Here is a 20,078-nt window from a genome sequence, read left to right as displayed (position 1 = left end):
CAGAGGCTGGCGCCTGTAAAATTGCCAAAAGCCTTTAACGTAAAACTAAATAGAAAAGCACTCATATTTGTAAGAAAACGCCTATATGGATATTCTTGGTATTATTCCGGCCCGGTATGCCTCTACCCGTTTTCCGGCCAAACCACTGGTCGATATCAATGGTAAAAGCATGATTCAGCGGGTTTTCGAGCAGGCTATTCAGGCCACCTCGCTGGCAAAAGTAGTGGTGGCCACCGACGATGCCCGTATTTACGACCATGTGCTGGCATTTGGCGGTGAGGTGGTTATGACGGGGACACACCATCAAAGCGGCACCGATCGTTGTCAGGAAGTGGTTGATCGTCTGGGCGGAACGTACCCATACGTGGTCAATATTCAGGGTGACGAACCGTTTATTCAGCCCCGGCAAATCGACTTGCTTACCTCCGTACTCGACGGCACCACCGAATTGGCCACGCTGGTGAAGGCCATCACCGACCCAGCCGTGCTGATGAATCCTAATTCGCCCAAAGTAGTGGTGAGCCAGAGCCATGGCGTGTTGTATGAAGCGCTCTATTTCAGCCGTCAGCCTATTCCGTACCAACGCAACCTGCCCGCCGCCAACGGCGAAGCCTGGTTGCAGGCGCACACCTACTGGAAGCACATTGGTCTGTACGCCTACCGCACCGACATTCTGGCTCAAATCACCAAACTGGCCTCTTCTTCACTGGAAAACGCCGAAGCACTGGAACAACTGCGCTGGCTCGAAAATGGCTACCGAATCCGCGTGGTAGAAACTGATCTGGAAAGCTACGGTATCGACTCACCGGAAGACCTTTTACAGGTATCAGTAAACAGTTATCAGTGATCAGTCAAGCTGTCGACTATAATTTATGCATGGAAAGAGTTGATAACTGTTTACTGATACCTGTTTACTGAAATCATGCTTTTCCGAATAGCGCCCACGCCTTCTGGTTATTTGCACCTCGGTAATGCTGTGAATTTCGTGCTGACCTGGCTGGCGGCTCGGCAGCGGGGGGCACAACTGCTGTTGCGAATAGATGATCTCGATGCTGGACGAAAACGCCCGGAATACGTGGATGATGTGTTCCGAACCCTCGATTTCCTTGGTCTTGATTATGATCTGGGACCAGCATCAGCCGATGCTTTTGAAGCCCAATGGTCGCAGCGGCATCGAACTGAACACTATCAGGCAACGCTGAATCAACTGCGCGAAGCAGGTACGTTGTATGCGAGCGACCTGTCGCGGCGGGAGTGGAAGGCGTACGAACCAACGTACCTAACTGAAGATAGAATAACCTCGCTTTCACTGGATGCACTGGAGGTGACGTGGCGTTTCAAAGCTGATGGCGACGGTTCTTCCGATTTTGTGGTTCGTCGTCGCGATGGGTTGCCGGCCTACCAAATCGCCTCGCTGACTGATGACCATTTGTTTGGCGTAACGCATCTGGTGCGGGGCATTGATCTGATTGATTCCACAGACCGGCAACGGCAACTGGCGCTGGCTTTAGGCTGGCGCAATTTCCTGAAAGCCCATGTATGGCATCATTCCTTGTTACTAGGCCCAGACGGACTTAAACTGTCGAAATCGGCGGGGGGCGGGGCTATTGCGAGGCAGTCGGTCAGGCCGCTCCGTGAACGCGGGAACGTACCTGATGTAGTTTTTGGCCATGTGGCGCGGTTATTGAATGCCCCTTCCGAAGCGAATCATACACTGGATGACCTGCTTGAATGGGGCGTTCCCGACCACTTTTTTACGCCCGTTCAGACTGTTAAACTATCATAAAAGCGAACCGCGTGAACAGACACGGTCGTTAGACGTTTAACTATCTATTAGTCTCTGGCAGTCGACAACCAGTTGTTTGTTGGGTTACGCACCAGCGTAATCAAGGTTACTCAGCCTGTTGCCTCATTTTTTAATGACCTTCCAGACTTTAAGTCTCTATGCAAAATTACACTATACTCTGGGCCGACGATGAGATCGATCTGCTGAAACCACACCTGCTTTTCCTTAAAAATAAAGGCTACGATGTAACACCTGTCAACTCCGGGGCCGACGCCCTCGATAAGGTAGAGAGTGAAAAGTATGACCTGGTGCTGCTCGACGAAATGATGCCCGGTATGACCGGCCTCGAAACGCTGGCGCAGATTAAGCAGATGCGGCCCAACCTGCCCGTGGTGATGGTGACCAAGAGTGAAGAGGAACACATCATGGAAGAGGCGATCGGCTCCAAGATTGCCGATTACCTCATTAAGCCCATCAACCCCAGTCAGTTATTGCTGTCGCTGAAGAAGAATCTCGACAACAAACGGTTGGTTACCGAACGCACTAACATTGGCTATCAGCAGGATTTCCGGAATCTGGCCATGCAGTTTGGCGACCGGATGGACCACAACGAATGGGCCGATGTATACAAGAAGCTCATCTACTGGGAGCTCGAACTCGACAGCGCGCAGGATAACAGCATGATCGAGGTGCTGAATATGCAGAAGAGCGAAGCCAACTCAAATTTCTGCAAGTTCATCATCGAGAATTACGAAGACTGGCTCAACGACCCAAAGGCCGATAAGCCGGTACTATCGAATCAGTTGATGCGGAAGAAGGTGTTCCCCTTGCTGAATACCACCGAAACCGGACCACCTACCGCGCCACTTTTCTTTATTCTGGTCGACAACCTCCGTTATGATCAGTGGAAGGTGATTGAGCCAATCATCAACGATTTCTTTACCGTTGAAGAAGAATCGTCGTACTACTCGATTCTGCCAACGACCACGAGCTTTGCCCGGAACTCGATTTTCTCGGGTCTGATGCCGAGCGAAATGGAGAAGCAGCACCCCGATATCTGGGTGAATGATGATAACGAAGAAGCGGGCCTGAATAACCACGAAGACGAATTCCTGAAGCGTCAGCTCGATAAAGCGCGGGTAAACATCAAGACATCGTACAACAAAATTCTGAACGTAGGGCAGGGGAAAGCGTTAGTTGATAACGTGAATAACCTGATGCAGAATCAGTTGAACGTGGTGGTCTACAACTTCGTGGATATGCTGAGCCACGCCCGTACCGACATGGCAATGATCAAAGAGCTGGCTCCCGACGAAGCCGGTTACCGCAGCCTGACCCGGTCGTGGTTCCTGCACTCACCGCTGTTTGAACTCATCAAAAAGATCGCCGATAAAGGCGGCCGCCTCGTAATCACCACCGACCACGGCATGATTCGGGTGCAGAAGCCAGCCAAGATTGTGGGTTACCGCGAAACCAACACCAACCTGCGCTATAAGCAGGGCAAAAACCTGGGCTTCGACGATGATCACCTATATGTGGCCCGCAAGCCGGAGCGTTTGTTCCTGCCCAAGCCAAACGTATCAACGGCCTACGTGTTCACGACGGAGTACTACTTCTTCGCCTACCCGAACAACTACAACTACTACGTCAACTATTACCGCGACACGTTCCAGCACGGCGGCGTCTCGCTCGAAGAGGTGATTATCCCCTTCGTGTACCTGACGCCGAAGAAGTAGAGGACGTACCTGAGCTTACCACAAAAAAATCCCGCTACAGGCTGTAGCGGGATTTTTTTGTGGTAAGCTAAAGCAAAAATCGATTGCCTTTCTGCTTTGCGTATGCGAAGCACCGCAACTTTATATTGTTACAAACTCACTACGCTTTCAAACAGCGGTGCGTAATCATCCGACAACGTACCTGCCACTTTGCGGAGTTCGCCCTCTGTTACCATTTGGCTCAGAAGCTGCACGAACTTATGCGTGTATTGCTTGCCCGTTTCTTCATCAACGCCGGCCCGATCGGCTACGCGTTCGTAGAACTCGGTCAGTTTGAACCGTTGTCCCTGATCGCGGTCTTCCGGGCCAATTTCGCGGATAATATCCAGGAGTTGGGCGGGCAGTTGCGCACCCAGGTTGTCGGCGGCGTTGCCCGCCAGGTGATCGGTCAGCGTATGTAAAAACGCCCGGCTAATAGTTAATACTTCGGTTTCGGTTGTAACGCCAAATTGCTCTTTAGCGGCATGCACAAATTCAGGATACTGCATAATGTTGGTCGACTTAGTAGATTATAAATCTATCAACCCGACATCCAATAAAGGGTTTGACCTTCTCCACAAAAAAATCCCATCAGCCAGTGTTTGCTGATGGGATTTCAGGTACGCTCCGGACTGACTTACGCCAGGCGGTTGATGCAGTTAAGATCTTCGAAAGCCGTTTTCAGGCGGGCAATCATCGACTCTTCACCTTTACGCAACCACACCCGTGGATCGTAGTATTTCTTATTTGGCGAATCGGGGCTTTCGGGGTTGCCAAGCTGCGATTGCAAATAGCCTTCTTTCGATTTGTAGTAGTTCAGCACACCTTCCCAGGTAGACCACTGTACATCGGTGTCGATATTCATCTTCACGGCACCGTACTCAATCGCCTCGCGGATTTCGGCGCGGGTTGAGCCCGAACCACCGTGGAATACGAAATTAACCGGCAGCGGACCTGTACCGAACTGCTCAACAATGAAGTCCTGCGAATTCTTCAGAATAACCGGCGACAGTTTTACATTGCCCGGCTTATATACACCGTGCACGTTACCAAAAGCGGCGGCAATAGTAAAGTTTGGCGAAATCTTGCTCAGATGCTCATACGCGTAGGCTACTTCTGAAGGCTGCGTGTATAGTTTCGAATCATCGACGTCTGAATTGTCAACGCCATCTTCTTCACCACCGGTTACGCCCAGTTCAATCTCGATCGTCATGCCCATTTTGGCCATCCGCTCGAAGTACTTGCACGAAATTTCGATGTTTTCTTCGATCGGTTCTTCCGATAAATCGAGCATGTGCGACGAAAACAGGGGTTTGCCCGTTTGGTCGAAATGTTTTTCAGAAGCCGTCAGCAGGCCATCGATCCAGGGAAGGAGTTTCTTGGCGCAGTGATCGGTATGGAGAATAACGGGAACACCGTATAGTTCGGCGATATTGTGAATATGCAGGGCACCCGATACCGAACCGGCAATGGCCGCGCGTTGACCTTCATTAGACAGTGCTTTGCCCGCATAGAAAATGCCGCCGCCATTCGAAAACTGAATGATCACCGGCGAGTTGACGGCCTTGGCCGTTTCCAGCACAGCGTTTACCGAATTGGTACCTACCACATTGACCGCCGGAAGGGCATAGTCATTTTCGTTAGCGTGACGGAAAATTTCAGAAACGCCATCACCGGTAATAACACCTGGTGAAAAACGGGTGGCTACTTCGCTCATAGAAGGGATTTTTTGAACTTTAATAAGAAAAAATTATGTCTAAGGGAGCAGTGACAAAGTGCATGCTTTTCAGCACTGCAAAGTACAATCTATACGGTGATAAATTGCCATTCAACTACAGCGCAAGCCACAACAGTCGGTGGGTTGATCATAATCGTCTGTTTCCCTTTTCCGGACTGGGGCGAAGCAGATGAACGTCCAGCATAGCCAGAGGCCGCGCCATGTATTCGCGGATTAGCGTCTTCAGCGAGTACCCGTCAGGTACGTCCTGTGCAGCAAAAGCAACGGCATTGATTTCTTCGTTGTTGCCAATGTAAAGCGCACGCGCATTATGAAAGTTTTGCGAAATAATGGTTATATGATGCTGCTTGAATACCTCTTTGCAACGCACGACCGAATCGAACGTGCGGTAACCAGCGTAATCGGGAATCATCACATCAGACGGTACACCCAGTTTGAGCAGAGCATTCTGCATGTCTTCTGGCTCATTGTAGTATTCAGAGTCGTTATTGCCGCTCAGAATCAGAAACTTCACTTTACCCTCTTTCCAAAGGCGGGCTGTGGCTTCCATACGGTAACGAAAAAAAAGGTTTTCGTTACCGTTTCGTACAGACTTACTCGTTCCAAGAACAAGGCCTACCTCATTGGCAGGCAGGTTATTGATGTCGAAATAAATCTGTGCTTTAGTGCTGTATACTACCCACCAGTTACAAAGCAGGATCACCAGAATACCACCAAATGCCGCTCCAATGCCCGCTTTGACCACACGCTTCATCGCCCTCATCGTAATTCGATTCGAGAGGCGACGGCGAGCTGCGACACGGTCAATATGGCGGGCGGTCATCATCTGGTTTAGGCGGGTTGAGTTTCAGGTTCAGGTAGCGATATAACACCTAAAGAAGGCAACAAGCCAACGCTACCTGAAACCTGATTCTTAAAACAATCCTAACTGAACGGCAACTTCAGAGTCATCTTCGAGAACAATTTTGTCGGAAGTAATCACCTTTGGGCTGTCAGGAAGGGCAGGGGCAGGTTTGGGGGCCAGTAACTTAACGTCTTTGACTTTAAAATAGGGCAACTTGGTTCCCAGTGCTTTCCAGCCCCGAACATCGGATACCTCGGCCGGTTCTAGCACTGTTTTCTCCAGTGGTGCCCGATCTTTCGCCTGATACTGAACCTCAATACGCGGTAACGCATCAGTTGTTGCAGTCAGCAGCTTGGATCCTTTCACTTCGCCGATCAGGCTAAACTTTTTGTCGATCGTGGTGGTCTCTACCTTAAACCGTTTGGCGTAGTACAGTTTCTGAGCTGCCTCGTAATACAGGGCCGAAACAACTGTTTCGGGGTCGAACTTCTGAAGCACAAGTACGTCGGAAGGCTCGTACCGATTCGTCAGATCGAAACTAGTTAGTTCATACTCTCCATTCCTGTAGACGACCAGAATAGTGTCTTTGGCATCGAAGTTACCCAACAACCGACCACGCTCATCACGATTCAACCGACCAAGGTGATCGTCGTACCAAATATCGGTGCCGCCCAGGGTGGATGAACCGGCTGTCTTCTGCACTATTTTCCGAACAGAATATTTGGTCAGAATATTGCCCTGTGCTGATCGGTTCTTGATACCGATGGTGGCGAAATCAAAGTCGAACTGTTTTAACTTGGCTGCACTCTGCGCCGTTAGGTTCACCGTGATAACCTCTGCTTCTCCGTTATCATTGGCCGTAAAATACGTGATCTTAGACTTCGGGTTCCCCATTGTAAGGTCATACTCACGGTCGCGGGTGACGGCGGTAACGGGAAAGCGTTTTGCCATAGAAATGCCTGATTTACCGTCGAGATAAATCAGGTTATAAACCTTACGCTCGTCGTTTTTCTTGAAAACCGAGACGTGAATGATGTCTTTACCAACAAACGTTTTTTCCTGAATTCTGGATACTAAACATTTCCCGTCGCGGCGGAAAATGATCACATCGTCTATGTCAGAGCAGTCGCTGACAAATTCATCTTTTTTCAGACCGTAGCCGATAAATCCACCTTCGCGGTCAACATACAATTTCTGGTTGGCGGCGGCTACTACATTGGCGGCAATGGTATTAAATGCCCGAATCTCGGTGCGGCGTTCGCGGCCTTTGCCGTATTTTTTCTGGAGGTCTTTGAAGTACGTAATGGCATACTGCGTCAGGTTAGCCAGGTTGTGTTCCACATCAGCTAATTCCTGCTCCAGCCGCCGCATAAGCTCATCAGCCTTAAAACCATCGTATTTAGAAATACGCTTGATTCTAATCTCGGTAAGCCGAATGAGGTCATCCTGCGTAATGTCGCGGTAGAACAGCTTCTTGTGTGGTTTCAGCCCCTTGTCAATCGTTTCCAGAACCGCTTCAAAGGTTTCGCATTCTTCAATTTTCCGGTAAATGCGATTCTCAATAAAGATTTTTTCGAGTGATGCGTACAACTGCTTTTCCATCAGCTCACCCCGCCGGATATCAAGCTCCTGTTTCAGCAGGGCAACCGTTTGCTGCGTGTTATATTTCAGAATTTCTGAAACACTCACAAAATGCGGTTTGTCGCCAATGATCACACAGGCGTTGGGGGAAATGCTTACCTCACAATCGGTGAACGCATAGAGCGCATCAATGGTCACATCGGGCGAAACGCCGGGTTGCAGGTGCACCACAATCTCTACATCTTTCGCCGTGTTATCAACTACCGCCGCAATATTTTTACCCGGCGACTTAATGCGGATCTTGCCCATCTCGGCAGCTTTCACAATCGAATCGCAAAGCGACGTTGTGGTGACGCCGTAGGGCACATCACGAATGGCGAGGGTCTTCTTATCGATCTCCTCAATGCGGGCACGTACCCGGACTTTTCCGCCCCGGTGTCCGTCGTTGTAGTTACTGACGTCGATATAACCACCTGTCTGGAAATCGGGGAAAAGCGCGAATGACTTTTCTTTCAGAATAGCAATCGAAGCGTCGATGATCTCATTAAAATTGTGGGGCAGTATTTTGGTCGAGAGACCAACGGCAATGCCTTCAACACCCATCGCCAGCAAAAGCGGAAACTTGACGGGCAGGGTGACCGGCTCTTTTTTCCGGCCGTCGTACGACAGTTGCCATTCGGTGGTGTCGTTGTTGAACACCACGTCGGCACCAAATTTCGAGAGACGTACCTCAATGTATCGGGCTGCGGCTGCCCCGTCGCCAGTGCGTACGTCGCCCCAGCTTCCCTGTGTGTCGAAGACGAGTTCTTTCTGCCCAATGTTAACCAGGGCTTCATTGATCGACGCGTCCCCGTGCGGGTGGTACTGCATCGTTTGTCCGATCACGTTGGCCACTTTATTGAAGCGACCGTCATCCATTTCTTTCAGGGCGTGCAGAATCCGGCGCTGAACGGGTTTTAGTCCGTCTTCAATAGCGGGAACGGCACGCTCCAGAATAACGTAGGAGGCGTAATCGAGAAAATACGTTTCGTAGAGGCCCGATACTACGGTCTGATCCTGGAGGACCGCTTCGGATTCATTCGTGTTTGTTGTTGTGTCGTCAGACGGTTCCTGATGTTCGTCGTTCACCATGTAGCAGCGAGATGTTGAAAATACTCAGACATACCTGGAGCAAGCAGGTCAGAGGGGTAGCGTATTCTGGACTTGTGTTTACTCCCTAAAGATACAAAAAAACGGCCAAAAATCCACGTAGAGGCCTGATTTGTGCTTTGTAGCTCGTTGACACCGACTCATATGAATGCCTGAGCCAGGTAGAAAATGAATTAGAGCATACCCGCTCAACTAGAAAATTAAATTTGTCAGAATAACTATAGAACAAGTAGTGATTTTGTTCAAATAGTACCAATTTCGTTGCACCGTAACGACCGATATTTTCATGAAAAATCCCTACGTGGCATTACTGCGCACCGCGTGGCAGTATGCTCGTAATCAGAAAGGACGCTATCTGGGCGTTTACTTCCTGTTTATCTGCGCCAACCTGGTTGGTGCGGCACATCCGCTTCTGTTCGGCTGGTTTGTCGACCGTATTCAACGGGATGCCGGTGCTGTTATTCCGGCAACGCTCCAATTTGGCGGTTTATTTCTAGGGCTAAAACTCCTTGAATGGGCTTTCCACGGTCCGGCGAGGGTGTGGGAACGGCAACTGGCGTTTGATGTTAGCCGTAACTTCATGCAGGAACTGTATCATCAAACGCTACACCTGCCCGTGGCCTGGCACAAGGCTAACCATAGCGGGGCCACCATTAACAGGATTAACAAAGCATACAGTGCGTTGAAGTCGTTTTTTCAAAACGGATTTACGTACCTGCACGTCGTGGCCAAATTCACGTTTTCGTTTGGTGCCATGCTCTACTTTGCCCCGTTATACGGTTGTGTCGGTCTGGTGCTGGGTGCATTCACGATCTGGATCATCCGCCGGTTCGATAAGCCGTTTGTGAAAGCGCTGGAAGAAACCAACGAACGCGAACACAGCATGGCTTCGTCGCTGTTCGATAGCCTCTCGAATATTGTCACCGTGATCACCCTACGGCTCGAAGGGCGTATGGAAGAGCAATTGCTGGGTAAAGTGGCGGCGATTCGTGTTCCCTTCCAACGCGAAATACGAATCAACGAGTGGAAATGGTTTGTGGCTACCATGATGATTGCAGTCGTGTATGTGGTGATTACGGTTGGGTATGTACACCAGCAACATGTGTCGGGGACAGTCTTTCTGGTTGGTGGCCTGGTGACTCTGCTTGGGTACGTAAACCAGTTTACCAGCGTGTTTAGCGATGTAGCCTGGCAGTACACCCAAATTGTGCAGTATAATACCGATGTGCAAACGGCCCGAAGCATCGGCAACATGCACCGGCAACATGGAAGGCAGGTAGTCACCGAAGAAGCAACGCTACCAGCTGGCTGGCAACAACTTCAAATTAACCAATTGTCTTTTGTTCACGCTACAAGCCACATACCTGTCATCGAAAGCGTTACAGCGCCACAACCTGTACCTGCCTCCCTGAAAAATTTGTCGATCCTGATTCAACGGGGCAAACGCATTGCCCTGATTGGTGAAAGCGGATCGGGGAAAAGCACGTTGCTGACTTTACTCCGAGGTCTTTACGCGCCTGACGAAGAGGTGCAGTGGCGTGTTGATGGGCAGCAACAACGTACATGGTCGGCAATTGGTAACACCGTGACGCTGTTGCCGCAGGAGCCGGAAATTTTTGAAAATACGGTGGGCTACAACATCACGCTTGGGTTACCATTTCCCACTCAGGAGATCGATGAGGTCTGCCGGTTAGCGGTTTTCAAGGAAGTACTCGATCAGCTTCCCCGTGGCCTGGATACGACTATTCAGGAGAAAGGACTGAATTTGTCGGGCGGACAGAAACAACGGCTAGCGCTGGCCCGTGGCATTCTGGCTGCCCGTGACAGTGATATCGTGTTGATGGATGAGCCAACGAGTAGTGTAGACCCTAAAACGGAATACCAGGTTTACCATAACCTGTTGGGTGCTTTTGCCGGTAAAGCAGTGATCTCGTCACTACATCGGTTACACTTGCTACCGATGTTCGATTACGTCTACATCCTGCGCAACGGTGGCATTGTTGACGAAGGCACGTTCGTTGAGCTACGGCAACGGTCGGCTTTTTTTCTGGAGATGTGGAGTCATCAGGCCGATGTGATGAATCGGGTGCGGGATGAGTCGCCTGTAGTGAACCCGGATACGGTTGCAACAACCCTGTAACTTAATCCTAGTCGTATAACTGATCATGAGGGTACTCCGTAAAGAAAACCATCATGATCAGGCATAAAAAATTTTGTAGTGTTGTGTAGCGTTAGACCATGCTATAACCCATAGCTTTAAAAATATTGAGCTTGATAGAACTCAATTTTTTGTCGTCGGGGTTTAAAGCCGTCATCACATCAAGCAGGCGTTCGATACTGATTTGATTCAGGTAGTTATAGCCCATTTTGCCTGGCTTTTTATCTTTCGGCAGCGACTTCGTTATGTCTGAAGGAACGCTGAGATTGACCCGGTTTTCCAGAAAATGAATATGCTTTACCAGTGACTTGATATTCGTTTCTATATCTTCCGTAATAGACTCGATGGGCGATGGAATGCGCTCTTTTTTGAACGTAGGAAACGCATAAAAGCCTACGATATACGTATTGCCATCATGCCAGTCTTTTGCCTTTAGAATGACTATTTTGATCGTCCTGGATTTCTCAATATCCGGAGTTTTGGCGAACAGATGTGGTAAAAACCCCCGATAGTAGCCATTATCGTCTGCCGGAAATACGGTATGCCCAAAGTTCAGAGAAGCATTGATAATATCATTTTCTTTGACGAAAGTGAAATTAGCTTTTTCTAAATCTTCGGGAGTCGAGGGTCCCTGCCATTCGTTTGAATTCCAATCGATAGCTGCCAGGATACCGTAAGACGTTTCTTTAGTCATAATAAGTTCTTTTAAAAAAGACATATCTGAGCCGTTTTGAGTTCAAAACGCCGATTACGATATGGAGAGAGGAGTTACAAAGGTTAACCTCTTTGTTCGATGAAGCAATTATCAAGTCAACTTTACCGTAAAAAAACAGGCCTGTCTCTTTACAAAAAGACAGGCCTGTGGCAATTAGTCTATCTGTTTACTTACTTCTTCGTGACCCGAATGGAGATGCGGCGGTTTTGGGCGCGGCCTGCTTCTGTGTCATTTGAGGCAACAGGGTGCTCAATACCGTAACCTTCTGATTCAAGCCGATTAGCATCAACTCCCATCGCCATGAGTTCGTTTTTTACAGACAAAGCACGGTCGCCCGAGAGCTTCAGGTTAGCGTTCGCATTACCCGTATTATCTGTGTAACCGCCCAATTTGATCGATACGGAAGGGTACGCTTTCAAAATCTCGGCAATGTTTTTCAATTGCTCCTGCGATTCCGGTTTTAGGGTCGACTTGCCCGTTTCAAACGTCAGGCGGTCAAAATCGAACCAGGTAGTCTTATCAACAGGTACTTCCGATTTAATGAATGTAACCAGGTTCGCTTCAACCCCGTCTACGTCAACCCCAGTCAGCGATACATCGCCCAGGTTAATGTCGATTGGCGTAAAGGTGGTCGGTCCGCCGTCGCGGTTAGGTGTGCTCACCTGCCCATTATCGGCAGCCGTCGACTTTTCGAGGGGAATCTCTGTACCAGCGGCTGTTTTCCCTTCCCGGTTGAAGCCTTCTACTTCCGATGATTTGATGGCAATGTAAGGCGCAATAACCAACGACACAATCGACATCAGTTTAATCAAAATGTTCATCGAGGGGCCTGAGGTATCTTTGAATGGGTCGCCAACGGTATCGCCCGTTACTGAGGCTTTATGTGGCTCCGATTTCTTGTAGTACATCTCCCCATTGATCAATACACCTTTTTCAAACGATTTCTTGGCGTTATCCCAGGCACCACCGGCGTTGTTCATGAAAATTCCCATCAACACACCCGAAACGGTTACACCTGCCAACAGACCGCCCAATACTTCGGGACCGAAAATAAAGCCAACGATCAGTGGTGACGATAAGGCAATAACGCCTGGCAAAATCATTTCGCGAATAGAGGCCTGCGTTGAAATGGCTACACACTTCTCATACTCGGGTTTGCCCGTACCTTCCATAATGCCGGGAATATCACGAAACTGACGACGTACCTCTTCCACCATGGCCATGGCAGCCCGACCTACGGCGGCAATGGTAAGCGACGAAAAAATGTACGGAATCATGGCCCCGACAAACAGGCCCGATAAGACGTCGGCTTTGTAAATATCGATGGCCGAAATACCCGACAAGCCCACAAACGCGGCAAAAAGGGCTAAGGCTGTCAGCGCAGCTGACGCAATGGCGAAGCCTTTTCCGCTGGCAGCGGTTGTGTTACCTACCGCATCCAGAATATCGGTCCGGCCGCGTACTTCTTCGGGCAGGTAGCTCATTTCGGCAATACCACCGGCATTATCGGCAATGGGGCCAAAGGCATCAATGGCTAGCTGCATCGCCGTGGTTGCCATCATACCCGCCGCTGAAATAGCCACGCCATACAAACCGGCAAAGTGATACGAGGTGTAGATACCGGCGGCCAGCACCAGAATAGGCAACACCGTTGATTCCATACCCACGGCTAAACCACCAATAATGTTCGTGGCCGCTCCCGTGGCCGACTGCCGAATGATTGACATTACCGGACGGCGGCCCATAGCGGTGTAATATTCCGTAATGATCGACATCAGGGCACCTACGATCAGACCCGTCAGGATGGCAAAAAACACATCGATGCGGGTGAACTCTACACCACGAATTTTCATAATGCCTTCGGGCAGAACGGCGTTTACGAGGAAATAAGAGGCTACAACGGTCATAATGATCGAGCCCCAGTTGCCCAGGTTCAGTGCTGCCTGCACGTTGCCATTATCGTCTTTTACGCGAACCAGATAGCAGGCCAGAATAGAAAAGATCAGACCCATACCGGCAATCAGCACGGGAAGAACAATAGGCGCGTGACCAACAATGTTGCTGGCTTCGGGAATAATGATTTCGCGACCTAACACCATCGTTGCCAGAATAGTAGCCACATAAGAGCCAAATAAATCGGCGCCCATACCGGCTACGTCGCCCACGTTATCGCCCACGTTGTCGGCGATGGTGGCGGGGTTACGCGGGTCATCTTCGGGAATACCGGCTTCTACTTTACCAACCAGGTCAGCGCCCACGTCGGCCGCTTTGGTATAGATACCGCCACCTACCCGGGCAAACAGGGCAATAGATTCAGCTCCCAGCGAGAAACCAGCCAGTACTTCCAGCGCCCGCTCCATCGGTACACCGTTGACATCACCAAACGCACCGCCCGAGCTGGCCACGAAATAATTGTAGAGCAAAATGAAGAGTACGCTGAGGCCAAGTACAGCCAGACCAGCCACGCCGATACCCATAACCGAGCCCCCCGTAAATGATACGTCGAGGGCGCGGGTGAGACTGGTGCGGGCAGCGTGGGCCGTGCGCACGTTGGCTTTGGTCGCTACTTTCATGCCGATGTAGCCGGCAAAAGCGGAGGTGAATGCACCAATAGCGAAGGCGACGCCGATAAACCAATGTGAGTTTTCGACCTGTGAACCTGCAAACGCAAGTACAACGGCTACCACGGCACCGAAAATAATGAGCACCCGCCACTCGGCGCGCAGGAAGGCAATGGCCCCGTCGGCAATGTAACCGGCAATTTCCTGCATGCGGGCGTCACCGGCATCCTGCCGGTTCACCCAACTAAATTTGGCGATCATCACCACCAATCCCACTAAACCAAGCAGCGGTACGATGTAAAGACTATTATTCATATTTGATTAAGAAAAGGTTGTTAGAATGGTCGCAAAGATAGAATTTGCCGTAGCATAACCATGCCCGTCGATCGTCATTTTTGACTTTTTACAGGTTTATTTTGGTTATTTTTGATACAAAACGACTTGTTTTGGTGCCTTACAGGGCCTGTTTTTCGCTTCTTTGGCCATCTATTAGTCTAGTAATCAAGTATGAAAACAGGTTTAGTATACATTCTTTTGCTAATGGCTAGTTGGGCCTCGGCGCAGTCGCTCCGTCAGAGCGAGCGCCGCGAGCTGTTTGCCCACCCTGATCAGCGACTTTTGATCACGTATGATCAGCCCTATTCCAGCGCTTTGGTGTATGCCGCAGTTGGCCAGTCGTTGCACGGAACGTACCTGATTGCGGCGGGCGATACGGTGCGGCTTCAGACTGACCTACACGCCCCGGCTGGTCAGCTTATGTCGGCGTTGTGTGTGTTTCGCCATCCCGTATCGCAATTGGCGCTGATGACGGGTACGTTGGCAGGTGAGGTCACGATCCAAACACTGTATGCACCCCCGCTTCCCAACGGTTATATTCAGGATCAGATGCACTCGTCGGCCCGTTTGCGCGACGATTGTGGCAAGCCCGACGTGGTGCCGGCTGCTGTCTGGCGGCAGGGGCTGACTGCTCCCAAAAGCTTGCCTACTCAAACAAAAGTGCAGTTTGTCATTGTGCACCACTCGGCGGGGAGCAACGCCACCACAAACTTTACCGAAGAGGTGCGCAACATTTACCTTCAACACACGCAGCTGAACGGATGGAACGATGTGGGCTATAATTTCCTGATCGGGCGCGATGGGGTAATTTACGAAGGGCGGGACGGTCAGGGCGTTATGGACGGTGATAATGTGCTTGGCGCTCATTTTTGCGCACAGAACTCAGGGACAGTGGGTATTTGCCTGATGGGCAACTTCAACGACAGTCAACCAAGTGCAATTTCACTGGCTTCGCTGAATCAACTGATCGGCTGGAAACTGAAAAAGGAAAATCTGCAACCCATTGGGGTGGCATTCCATCCGGGGTCGGCCAAACAACTGAATCTGATTTCGGGACACCGCGACGGCGTTTGTGCTACCGAATGCCCCGGTAGTAACCTGTACGCCTCCTTACCAACAATCAGAGATGCCGTCAGCAAAACCTGCTCGTTTACCTCAACAGGAGCGCCGGTCATACTGGCCACCGAACCGACCGAAACAGACTGGATTGTGTACCCCAATCCAACGCGTGGGGCTTTTTTTGTGCAACACAAAACCCTGAATCCATCTCAGGTACGTTTCGAGCTGATTGATGTACAAGGTAAGATGTGGCCGGTTTCGGCTGCAATAGTGGGAGCCGATCGCTGGCGATTGACTACTGAAACGCCAATAACAGGTATGTTCTGGTTGCGATGCGCTGACGAATCAACTACAACCGTGAAGCCAATCTGGCGTAGTTTGGAATGAATCGGAGCAGGAATGCGGTCTAACGAACCGATAGTGAACGCCATTATTGTCAATTGGGTTGACGCTTTATCGAACAAACTGCTTTATTTGTTCCGAAACCGCATTGACATCCATCCTGTGAGACTTCTCCGTTTACTTTTTCTAACTGTACTGACCAGTTTGTTTTCGTTCAGTACCCACGCACAAGTTCCGTTCGGCAAACCCAAAACCGCTACGCCCGGCGATATTCAGCAGGGTATTCGTCGCCTTAATGTGTTGGGCAGCGTGCTCTACATTGCGGCCCACCCCGACGATGAAAACACCCTTTTTCTGACGTACCTGCACAACGAACGAAATCTGCGCACGGCCTACCTCTCACTCACCCGCGGCGATGGCGGACAAAACCTGATAGGGGCTGAACAGGGCGAATACGTGGGTGTGATACGTACCCAGGAATTGCTCGCAGCCCGTCGGGTCGATGGGCCTGAGCAACTGTTTAGCCGGGCCTACGACTTCGGTTTCTCAAAATCGACCGATGAGGCGGTCAAAATCTGGGGACGCGACCAGGTGTTGAGCGATATCGTTTATCTGATCCGCAAATTTCAGCCCGATGTGATTGTTACCCGCTTTCCGCCCGATAGCCGCGCGGGGCATGGGCACCATTCGGCGTCGGGTTATCTGGCTGAAGAAGCCTTTAAACTATCGAATGATCCGAAGGCGTACCCAGAGCAACTGAAATTGGTGAAACCCTGGCAAGCCCGGCGGCTGTTCTGGAATGCGTTCATTCCGAATCAGTTCGCCAGCAACAATCGTCCGAACGAAGCCGGTACAATCATCGGGGTTGAAACGGGATTGTATAATCCACTACTCGGTAAATCGTATGGTGAGCTCGCTGCTGAAAGCCGGAGTCAGCACAAAAGCCAGGGCTTCGGAGTGGCCGCTAACCGGGGGGCAAAAATTGATTATCTCTTGTTGAAAGAAGGCGATAAACCACAGCTCGATCTGGCAGAGGGTATCGACATGAGTTGGAACCGCATACCGAACAGCGAGCGAATCCAGGAGCAGGTGTATAAACTCAGCAGTCAATTCAATCCCCTGCAACCATCAGCCAGTGTACCCGCGTTGGTGACATTGCACCGCGAAATCAGCCAGCTTGACACTAGTCAGGTTTATGTGCGAACCAAGCAGACTGAAATACAGACGCTCATTCAGCAATGTCTGGGCCTGGTGTTCGAGGCCCTGCCTACCGATTATGCAGCCACGCCGGGTGGACAAATCGATGTGCGCCTCAACGCCATCAATCGTCTGAATTTCCCGGTTAAGCTGACAAAAATCAGGTTGCCGCAAATAGGGCGCGACACCACGATGAATGTGGTGATGAAAGCGAATGAGCAAACTTCGTTCGTTGTTCCTGCCAAACTGCCCGCCAGTGTACACTACACACAACCCTACTGGCTGGAAAAACCACAGCAGAAAGGCCTGTTCACCGTAACCGACCAACGCCTGATCGGGCTACCTGAAAGTCCCCCTCAGCTAACGGCTGAATTCACGATCGACATAGACGGCATGGCGTTTACCTACAGCCGCCCGTGGCTCTACAAATACACCGATCCCGTTGAGGGCGAGTTGTATCGTTCGTTTGAAATCCGCCCCGATGTTACGGTCAACCTCACTGAGCGCGTTTATGCCTTTGTAGATAACGTGGCCAAAACGGTTGATGTGGTGGTGAAAGCCAACCGGGCTAACGTGAAAGGATCGGTTAGTCTCGAAGTGCCGACAGGCTGGCGCGTAACTCCATCGTCGGAACCGTTCGAGTTGACCGAAAAACTTCAGGAACAACGGGTTACGTTTACGCTGACTCCCCTCAGTTCAAATGCAAGTGCGGGTAAGTTAAGGGCCGTTGCTCTGGCTGGTGGTGGACGATTCACAACGGGTATTCGTACGGTTAGTTATCCGCACATTCCACCGCAAACGCTATTTCCCGCCGCCGAGGCCACCGTTGAACGCCTGAACGTAGTGGTGAAGGCTAAAAACGTGGGTTACATTGCCGGTGCGGGCGATGAGGTGCCTGCCGCGCTTCGGCAGATGGGTTGCACGGTGTCGCTGCTCGACGAAGCAGAGTTGGGCAAAGATCTGTCGCGCTTCGATGCCATCGTAGTGGGTATTCGCGCCTACAACACGGAAGAATTCCTGAAAGGCGCCCAGCCTAAACTGATGGACTATGTGAAAAAGGGCGGAACCATGGTGGTTCAGTACGTCACGGCCGGTAACACTTTCCTGCAGTCGGGACTGAAAGTAAACCAGATTGGCCCCTTCCCGTTTGGCATTGGCCGCGACCGGGTAGCTGAAGAAGACGCGGTGATTACGGTATTGAACCCGAGTCAGTTTCTGCTGAACAAGCCGAACAAAATTACCGAAGCTGATTTCAAAGGCTGGGTGCAGGAACGCGGCATCTACTTCGCTCAGGACTATGGCCAGGAATACGAGTCGCTCTTCTCGATGAACGATACCGGCGAAGCGCCTAAACTGGGCAGCCTGATTTACGCTTCGTACGGTAAAGGGCATTACATCTACACCGGCCTGGCCTTTTTTCGCCAACTCCCCAATGGCGTACCAGGTGCCTACCGCCTCTTCGCCAACCTGATTTCCGCCGGTTCGTCGGTGAGTTCGTCAAAGTAAATCAACGAGTTAAGTTTTCAGTTGGGCTGGGTACGTTGCCGATCAATCAGCAACGTACCCAGCCCATTTGTTGTAAAAAAACTACCCGAAGCGTGGCAGCAAGACTGTATATGGTGGACTCCTTATTTCACCGCCACCACTTCTATTTCGAGCAACATACCCTCGCGTTGGAAGCTCGCTACGTTTTTATAATCAGCAATGCCGGGGTGAAACTCGGCAAAGGTTGAACTAGCGGCCGACAAAACTGCATTCGAACTGGGCGTATAGTCTTTCATTCGGTACGAGACCTGCTTGATGTGCTTAAGCGTCAACCCTCTCTTCTCCAGTTCGCTGCTGATATTCTTCATAATCTGCTCCGTTTGGGCGTTCAGATCATTTTTGCCAACCACATTACCGTTCTCGTCGATGGGGTGCTGGGCACAGACAAAAACGCGCTGACCGGCCAGCGCCGGTTTTACTTCATAGGTGTAGCCCGAACCTGATCTGCCGGTTGTAGGCGTTGTTTGTGCCAGCACGGCCGAGCCAGTAAGCAGGCAGAGGGCTGCGACAAGGGAAATGGGCAGAAAACGGGTCATAGTTGGATATCGAGGGGTTCCTGTTCAAAAAATAACTCATTCAGAAAATCGCAATAGGGTTTTATCACCTGGCAACCGCGAATGACTTCATCGGCGAAAGACGCTTTCAGGACTTCTTTGTCGGTGTAGCGGTGCATGAAAAATAACTGTTTTCGCTTCAATAAGTCAATCTCCGGGTGATCGGCTGTATAGCCTTTGGGGGCTGTTTTGGTACTCTCGCCCGATATTTCCGGGAAATAAGCCCGAAAAGCCGGGGCATCGATAATCGACTTCAGTGACTCGGCGTTGTAATCGATTTCCTGCCGAAAGGCGGCCAGTTGAGCGGGTGTAGCCTGCCACATACCTGCACCAAGAAACGTTTCGTTGCCGGGTTGAATGTGCAGGTAATAATCGATCTGACCGGAATGGCGACCACCCGGCCCCAGGGCAACGGCGAAATTAGATTTATACGGGGCTTTATCTTTAGAGAACCGTATGTCGCGGTTTATACGGAAGATGCAGTCTTTTGGGTTGGTGTTTGGTAACGGATGAAAGGCCGAAACACCCTCGATGAGCCGGGCTGTGAAAGCTTCAACCTCAGCCTTAGCGGCATCGTAGCGGGGGCGATGGAGATGAAACCACTCGCGGTGATTGTTCTGGACCAGATCGGTCAAAAATGTTAGGGTGGGTGCTGTCAGAACAGCGGAACGGATACTGGGTTGGCTTGCCATAATCTACCAAATATAAGGAATTGCGGAGCGACCTCATTCACCGGCGGCGTATATTGCCATCGAAGTA

14 protein-coding genes are annotated in these 20,078 nt (G+C 50.7%); 6 read left to right on the top strand and 8 right to left on the bottom strand.

Going from position 1 to position 20,078, the window contains the following annotated elements; all coding sequences use genetic code 11:
• Positions 1–85 precede the first annotated feature (85 nt).
• The 3 genes from kdsB to porX all read left to right on the top strand — a co-directional run bounded on the left by kdsB (position 86) and on the right by porX (position 3,522).
• The gene (kdsB, locus tag ACAW87_RS06745; protein WP_370722455.1) at positions 86–847 is read left to right on the top strand and encodes a 3-deoxy-manno-octulosonate cytidylyltransferase; all 762 of its coding nucleotides are present in this window, start codon (positions 86–88) and stop codon (positions 845–847) included.
• A 75-nt stretch (positions 848–922) separates the two neighbouring features.
• Positions 923–1,786 carry a glutamate--tRNA ligase family protein gene (locus ACAW87_RS06740; RefSeq protein WP_370722453.1) on the top strand — a complete coding sequence of 288 codons (864 nt, stop codon included), beginning with the start codon at positions 923–925 and terminating at the stop codon, positions 1,784–1,786.
• A gap of 158 nt (positions 1,787–1,944) precedes the next feature.
• Positions 1,945–3,522: a T9SS response regulator signal transducer PorX gene (porX, locus tag ACAW87_RS06735; RefSeq protein ID WP_370722451.1), complete on the top strand. Its 1,578-nt coding sequence runs from the start codon at positions 1,945–1,947 to the stop codon at positions 3,520–3,522.
• A gap of 128 nt (positions 3,523–3,650) precedes the next feature.
• Here porX and ACAW87_RS06730 read toward each other — a convergent pair whose 3' ends face one another.
• The 4 genes from ACAW87_RS06730 to ACAW87_RS06715 all read right to left on the bottom strand — a co-directional run bounded on the left by ACAW87_RS06730 (position 3,651) and on the right by ACAW87_RS06715 (position 8,834).
• The gene (locus ACAW87_RS06730; protein WP_370722449.1) at positions 3,651–4,049 is read right to left on the bottom strand and encodes a DUF2267 domain-containing protein; all 399 of its coding nucleotides are present in this window, start codon (positions 4,047–4,049) and stop codon (positions 3,651–3,653) included.
• Positions 4,050–4,177: 128 nt separating this feature from the next.
• Entirely contained in the window at positions 4,178–5,257 is a 1,080-nt protein-coding gene (gene fbaA, locus ACAW87_RS06725; protein ID WP_370722447.1) for a class II fructose-bisphosphate aldolase, read from the bottom strand.
• Between the two features lie 148 nt (positions 5,258–5,405).
• A complete protein-coding gene (locus ACAW87_RS06720; RefSeq protein WP_370722827.1) occupies positions 5,406–6,101 on the bottom strand; it encodes a SanA/YdcF family protein in 696 nt (231 codons plus the stop codon).
• 90 nt (positions 6,102–6,191) lie between these two features.
• Positions 6,192–8,834, bottom strand: a complete 2,643-nt coding sequence (locus tag ACAW87_RS06715) for a DNA gyrase/topoisomerase IV subunit A (RefSeq protein WP_370722445.1) — start codon at positions 8,832–8,834, stop codon at positions 6,192–6,194.
• Positions 8,835–9,138: 304 nt separating this feature from the next.
• On the opposite strand from ACAW87_RS06715, the gene ACAW87_RS06710 reads away from it, so the two are divergent.
• Positions 9,139–10,992: an ABC transporter ATP-binding protein gene (locus ACAW87_RS06710; RefSeq protein ID WP_370722443.1), complete on the top strand. Its 1,854-nt coding sequence runs from the start codon at positions 9,139–9,141 to the stop codon at positions 10,990–10,992.
• A 91-nt stretch (positions 10,993–11,083) separates the two neighbouring features.
• Here ACAW87_RS06710 and ACAW87_RS06705 read toward each other — a convergent pair whose 3' ends face one another.
• Entirely contained in the window at positions 11,084–11,728 is a 645-nt protein-coding gene (locus ACAW87_RS06705) for a hypothetical protein (protein WP_370722442.1), read from the bottom strand.
• Positions 11,729–11,895: 167 nt separating this feature from the next.
• Positions 11,896–14,601 carry a sodium-translocating pyrophosphatase gene (locus tag ACAW87_RS06700; protein ID WP_370722440.1) on the bottom strand — a complete coding sequence of 902 codons (2,706 nt, stop codon included), beginning with the start codon at positions 14,599–14,601 and terminating at the stop codon, positions 11,896–11,898.
• Between the two features lie 192 nt (positions 14,602–14,793).
• Here ACAW87_RS06700 and ACAW87_RS06695 point away from each other — a divergent pair, with 192 nt between their 5' ends.
• Positions 14,794–16,068: an N-acetylmuramoyl-L-alanine amidase gene (locus ACAW87_RS06695; RefSeq protein WP_370722438.1), complete on the top strand. Its 1,275-nt coding sequence runs from the start codon at positions 14,794–14,796 to the stop codon at positions 16,066–16,068.
• A gap of 117 nt (positions 16,069–16,185) precedes the next feature.
• The gene (locus ACAW87_RS06690; protein ID WP_370722436.1) at positions 16,186–18,726 is read left to right on the top strand and encodes a PIG-L family deacetylase; all 2,541 of its coding nucleotides are present in this window, start codon (positions 16,186–16,188) and stop codon (positions 18,724–18,726) included.
• Positions 18,727–18,848: 122 nt separating this feature from the next.
• On the opposite strand, the gene ACAW87_RS06685 is transcribed toward ACAW87_RS06690, so the two are convergent.
• Both ACAW87_RS06685 and ACAW87_RS06680 read right to left on the bottom strand, forming a co-directional pair.
• A complete protein-coding gene (locus tag ACAW87_RS06685) occupies positions 18,849–19,301 on the bottom strand; it encodes a RidA family protein (protein WP_370722435.1) in 453 nt (150 codons plus the stop codon).
• Positions 19,298–20,011 carry a DUF2461 domain-containing protein gene (locus tag ACAW87_RS06680; protein ID WP_370722433.1) on the bottom strand — a complete coding sequence of 238 codons (714 nt, stop codon included), beginning with the start codon at positions 20,009–20,011 and terminating at the stop codon, positions 19,298–19,300. Before ACAW87_RS06680 ends, ACAW87_RS06685 begins: the two co-directional genes overlap by 4 nt.
• Positions 20,012–20,078 lie beyond the last annotated feature (67 nt).

It is taken from the genome of Fibrella aquatica (assembly GCF_041321135.1).
GTDB classification, from domain to species: Bacteria; Bacteroidota; Bacteroidia; order Cytophagales; family Spirosomataceae; genus Fibrella; species Fibrella aquatica.
Note: the sequence above shows the minus strand (reverse complement) of the source record. Positions and strands in the feature narration are given on the sequence as shown.

Coding starts and splice junctions, on each gene's coding strand:
- kdsB (WP_370722455.1), top strand. CDS start 86: ATGGATATTCTTGGTATTATTCCGGCCCGGTATGCCTCTACCCGTTTT.
- ACAW87_RS06740 (WP_370722453.1), top strand. CDS start 923: ATGCTTTTCCGAATAGCGCCCACGCCTTCTGGTTATTTGCACCTCGGT.
- porX (WP_370722451.1), top strand. CDS start 1,945: ATGCAAAATTACACTATACTCTGGGCCGACGATGAGATCGATCTGCTG.
- ACAW87_RS06730 (WP_370722449.1), bottom strand. CDS start 4,049: ATGCAGTATCCTGAATTTGTGCATGCCGCTAAAGAGCAATTTGGCGTT.
- fbaA (WP_370722447.1), bottom strand. CDS start 5,257: ATGAGCGAAGTAGCCACCCGTTTTTCACCAGGTGTTATTACCGGTGAT.
- ACAW87_RS06720 (WP_370722827.1), bottom strand. CDS start 6,101: ATGACCGCCCGCCATATTGACCGTGTCGCAGCTCGCCGTCGCCTCTCG.
- ACAW87_RS06715 (WP_370722445.1), bottom strand. CDS start 8,834: ATGGTGAACGACGAACATCAGGAACCGTCTGACGACACAACAACAAAC.
- ACAW87_RS06710 (WP_370722443.1), top strand. CDS start 9,139: ATGAAAAATCCCTACGTGGCATTACTGCGCACCGCGTGGCAGTATGCT.
- ACAW87_RS06705 (WP_370722442.1), bottom strand. CDS start 11,728: ATGTCTTTTTTAAAAGAACTTATTATGACTAAAGAAACGTCTTACGGT.
- ACAW87_RS06700 (WP_370722440.1), bottom strand. CDS start 14,601: ATGAATAATAGTCTTTACATCGTACCGCTGCTTGGTTTAGTGGGATTG.
- ACAW87_RS06695 (WP_370722438.1), top strand. CDS start 14,794: ATGAAAACAGGTTTAGTATACATTCTTTTGCTAATGGCTAGTTGGGCC.
- ACAW87_RS06685 (WP_370722435.1), bottom strand. CDS start 19,301: ATGACCCGTTTTCTGCCCATTTCCCTTGTCGCAGCCCTCTGCCTGCTT.
- ACAW87_RS06680 (WP_370722433.1), bottom strand. CDS start 20,011: ATGGCAAGCCAACCCAGTATCCGTTCCGCTGTTCTGACAGCACCCACC.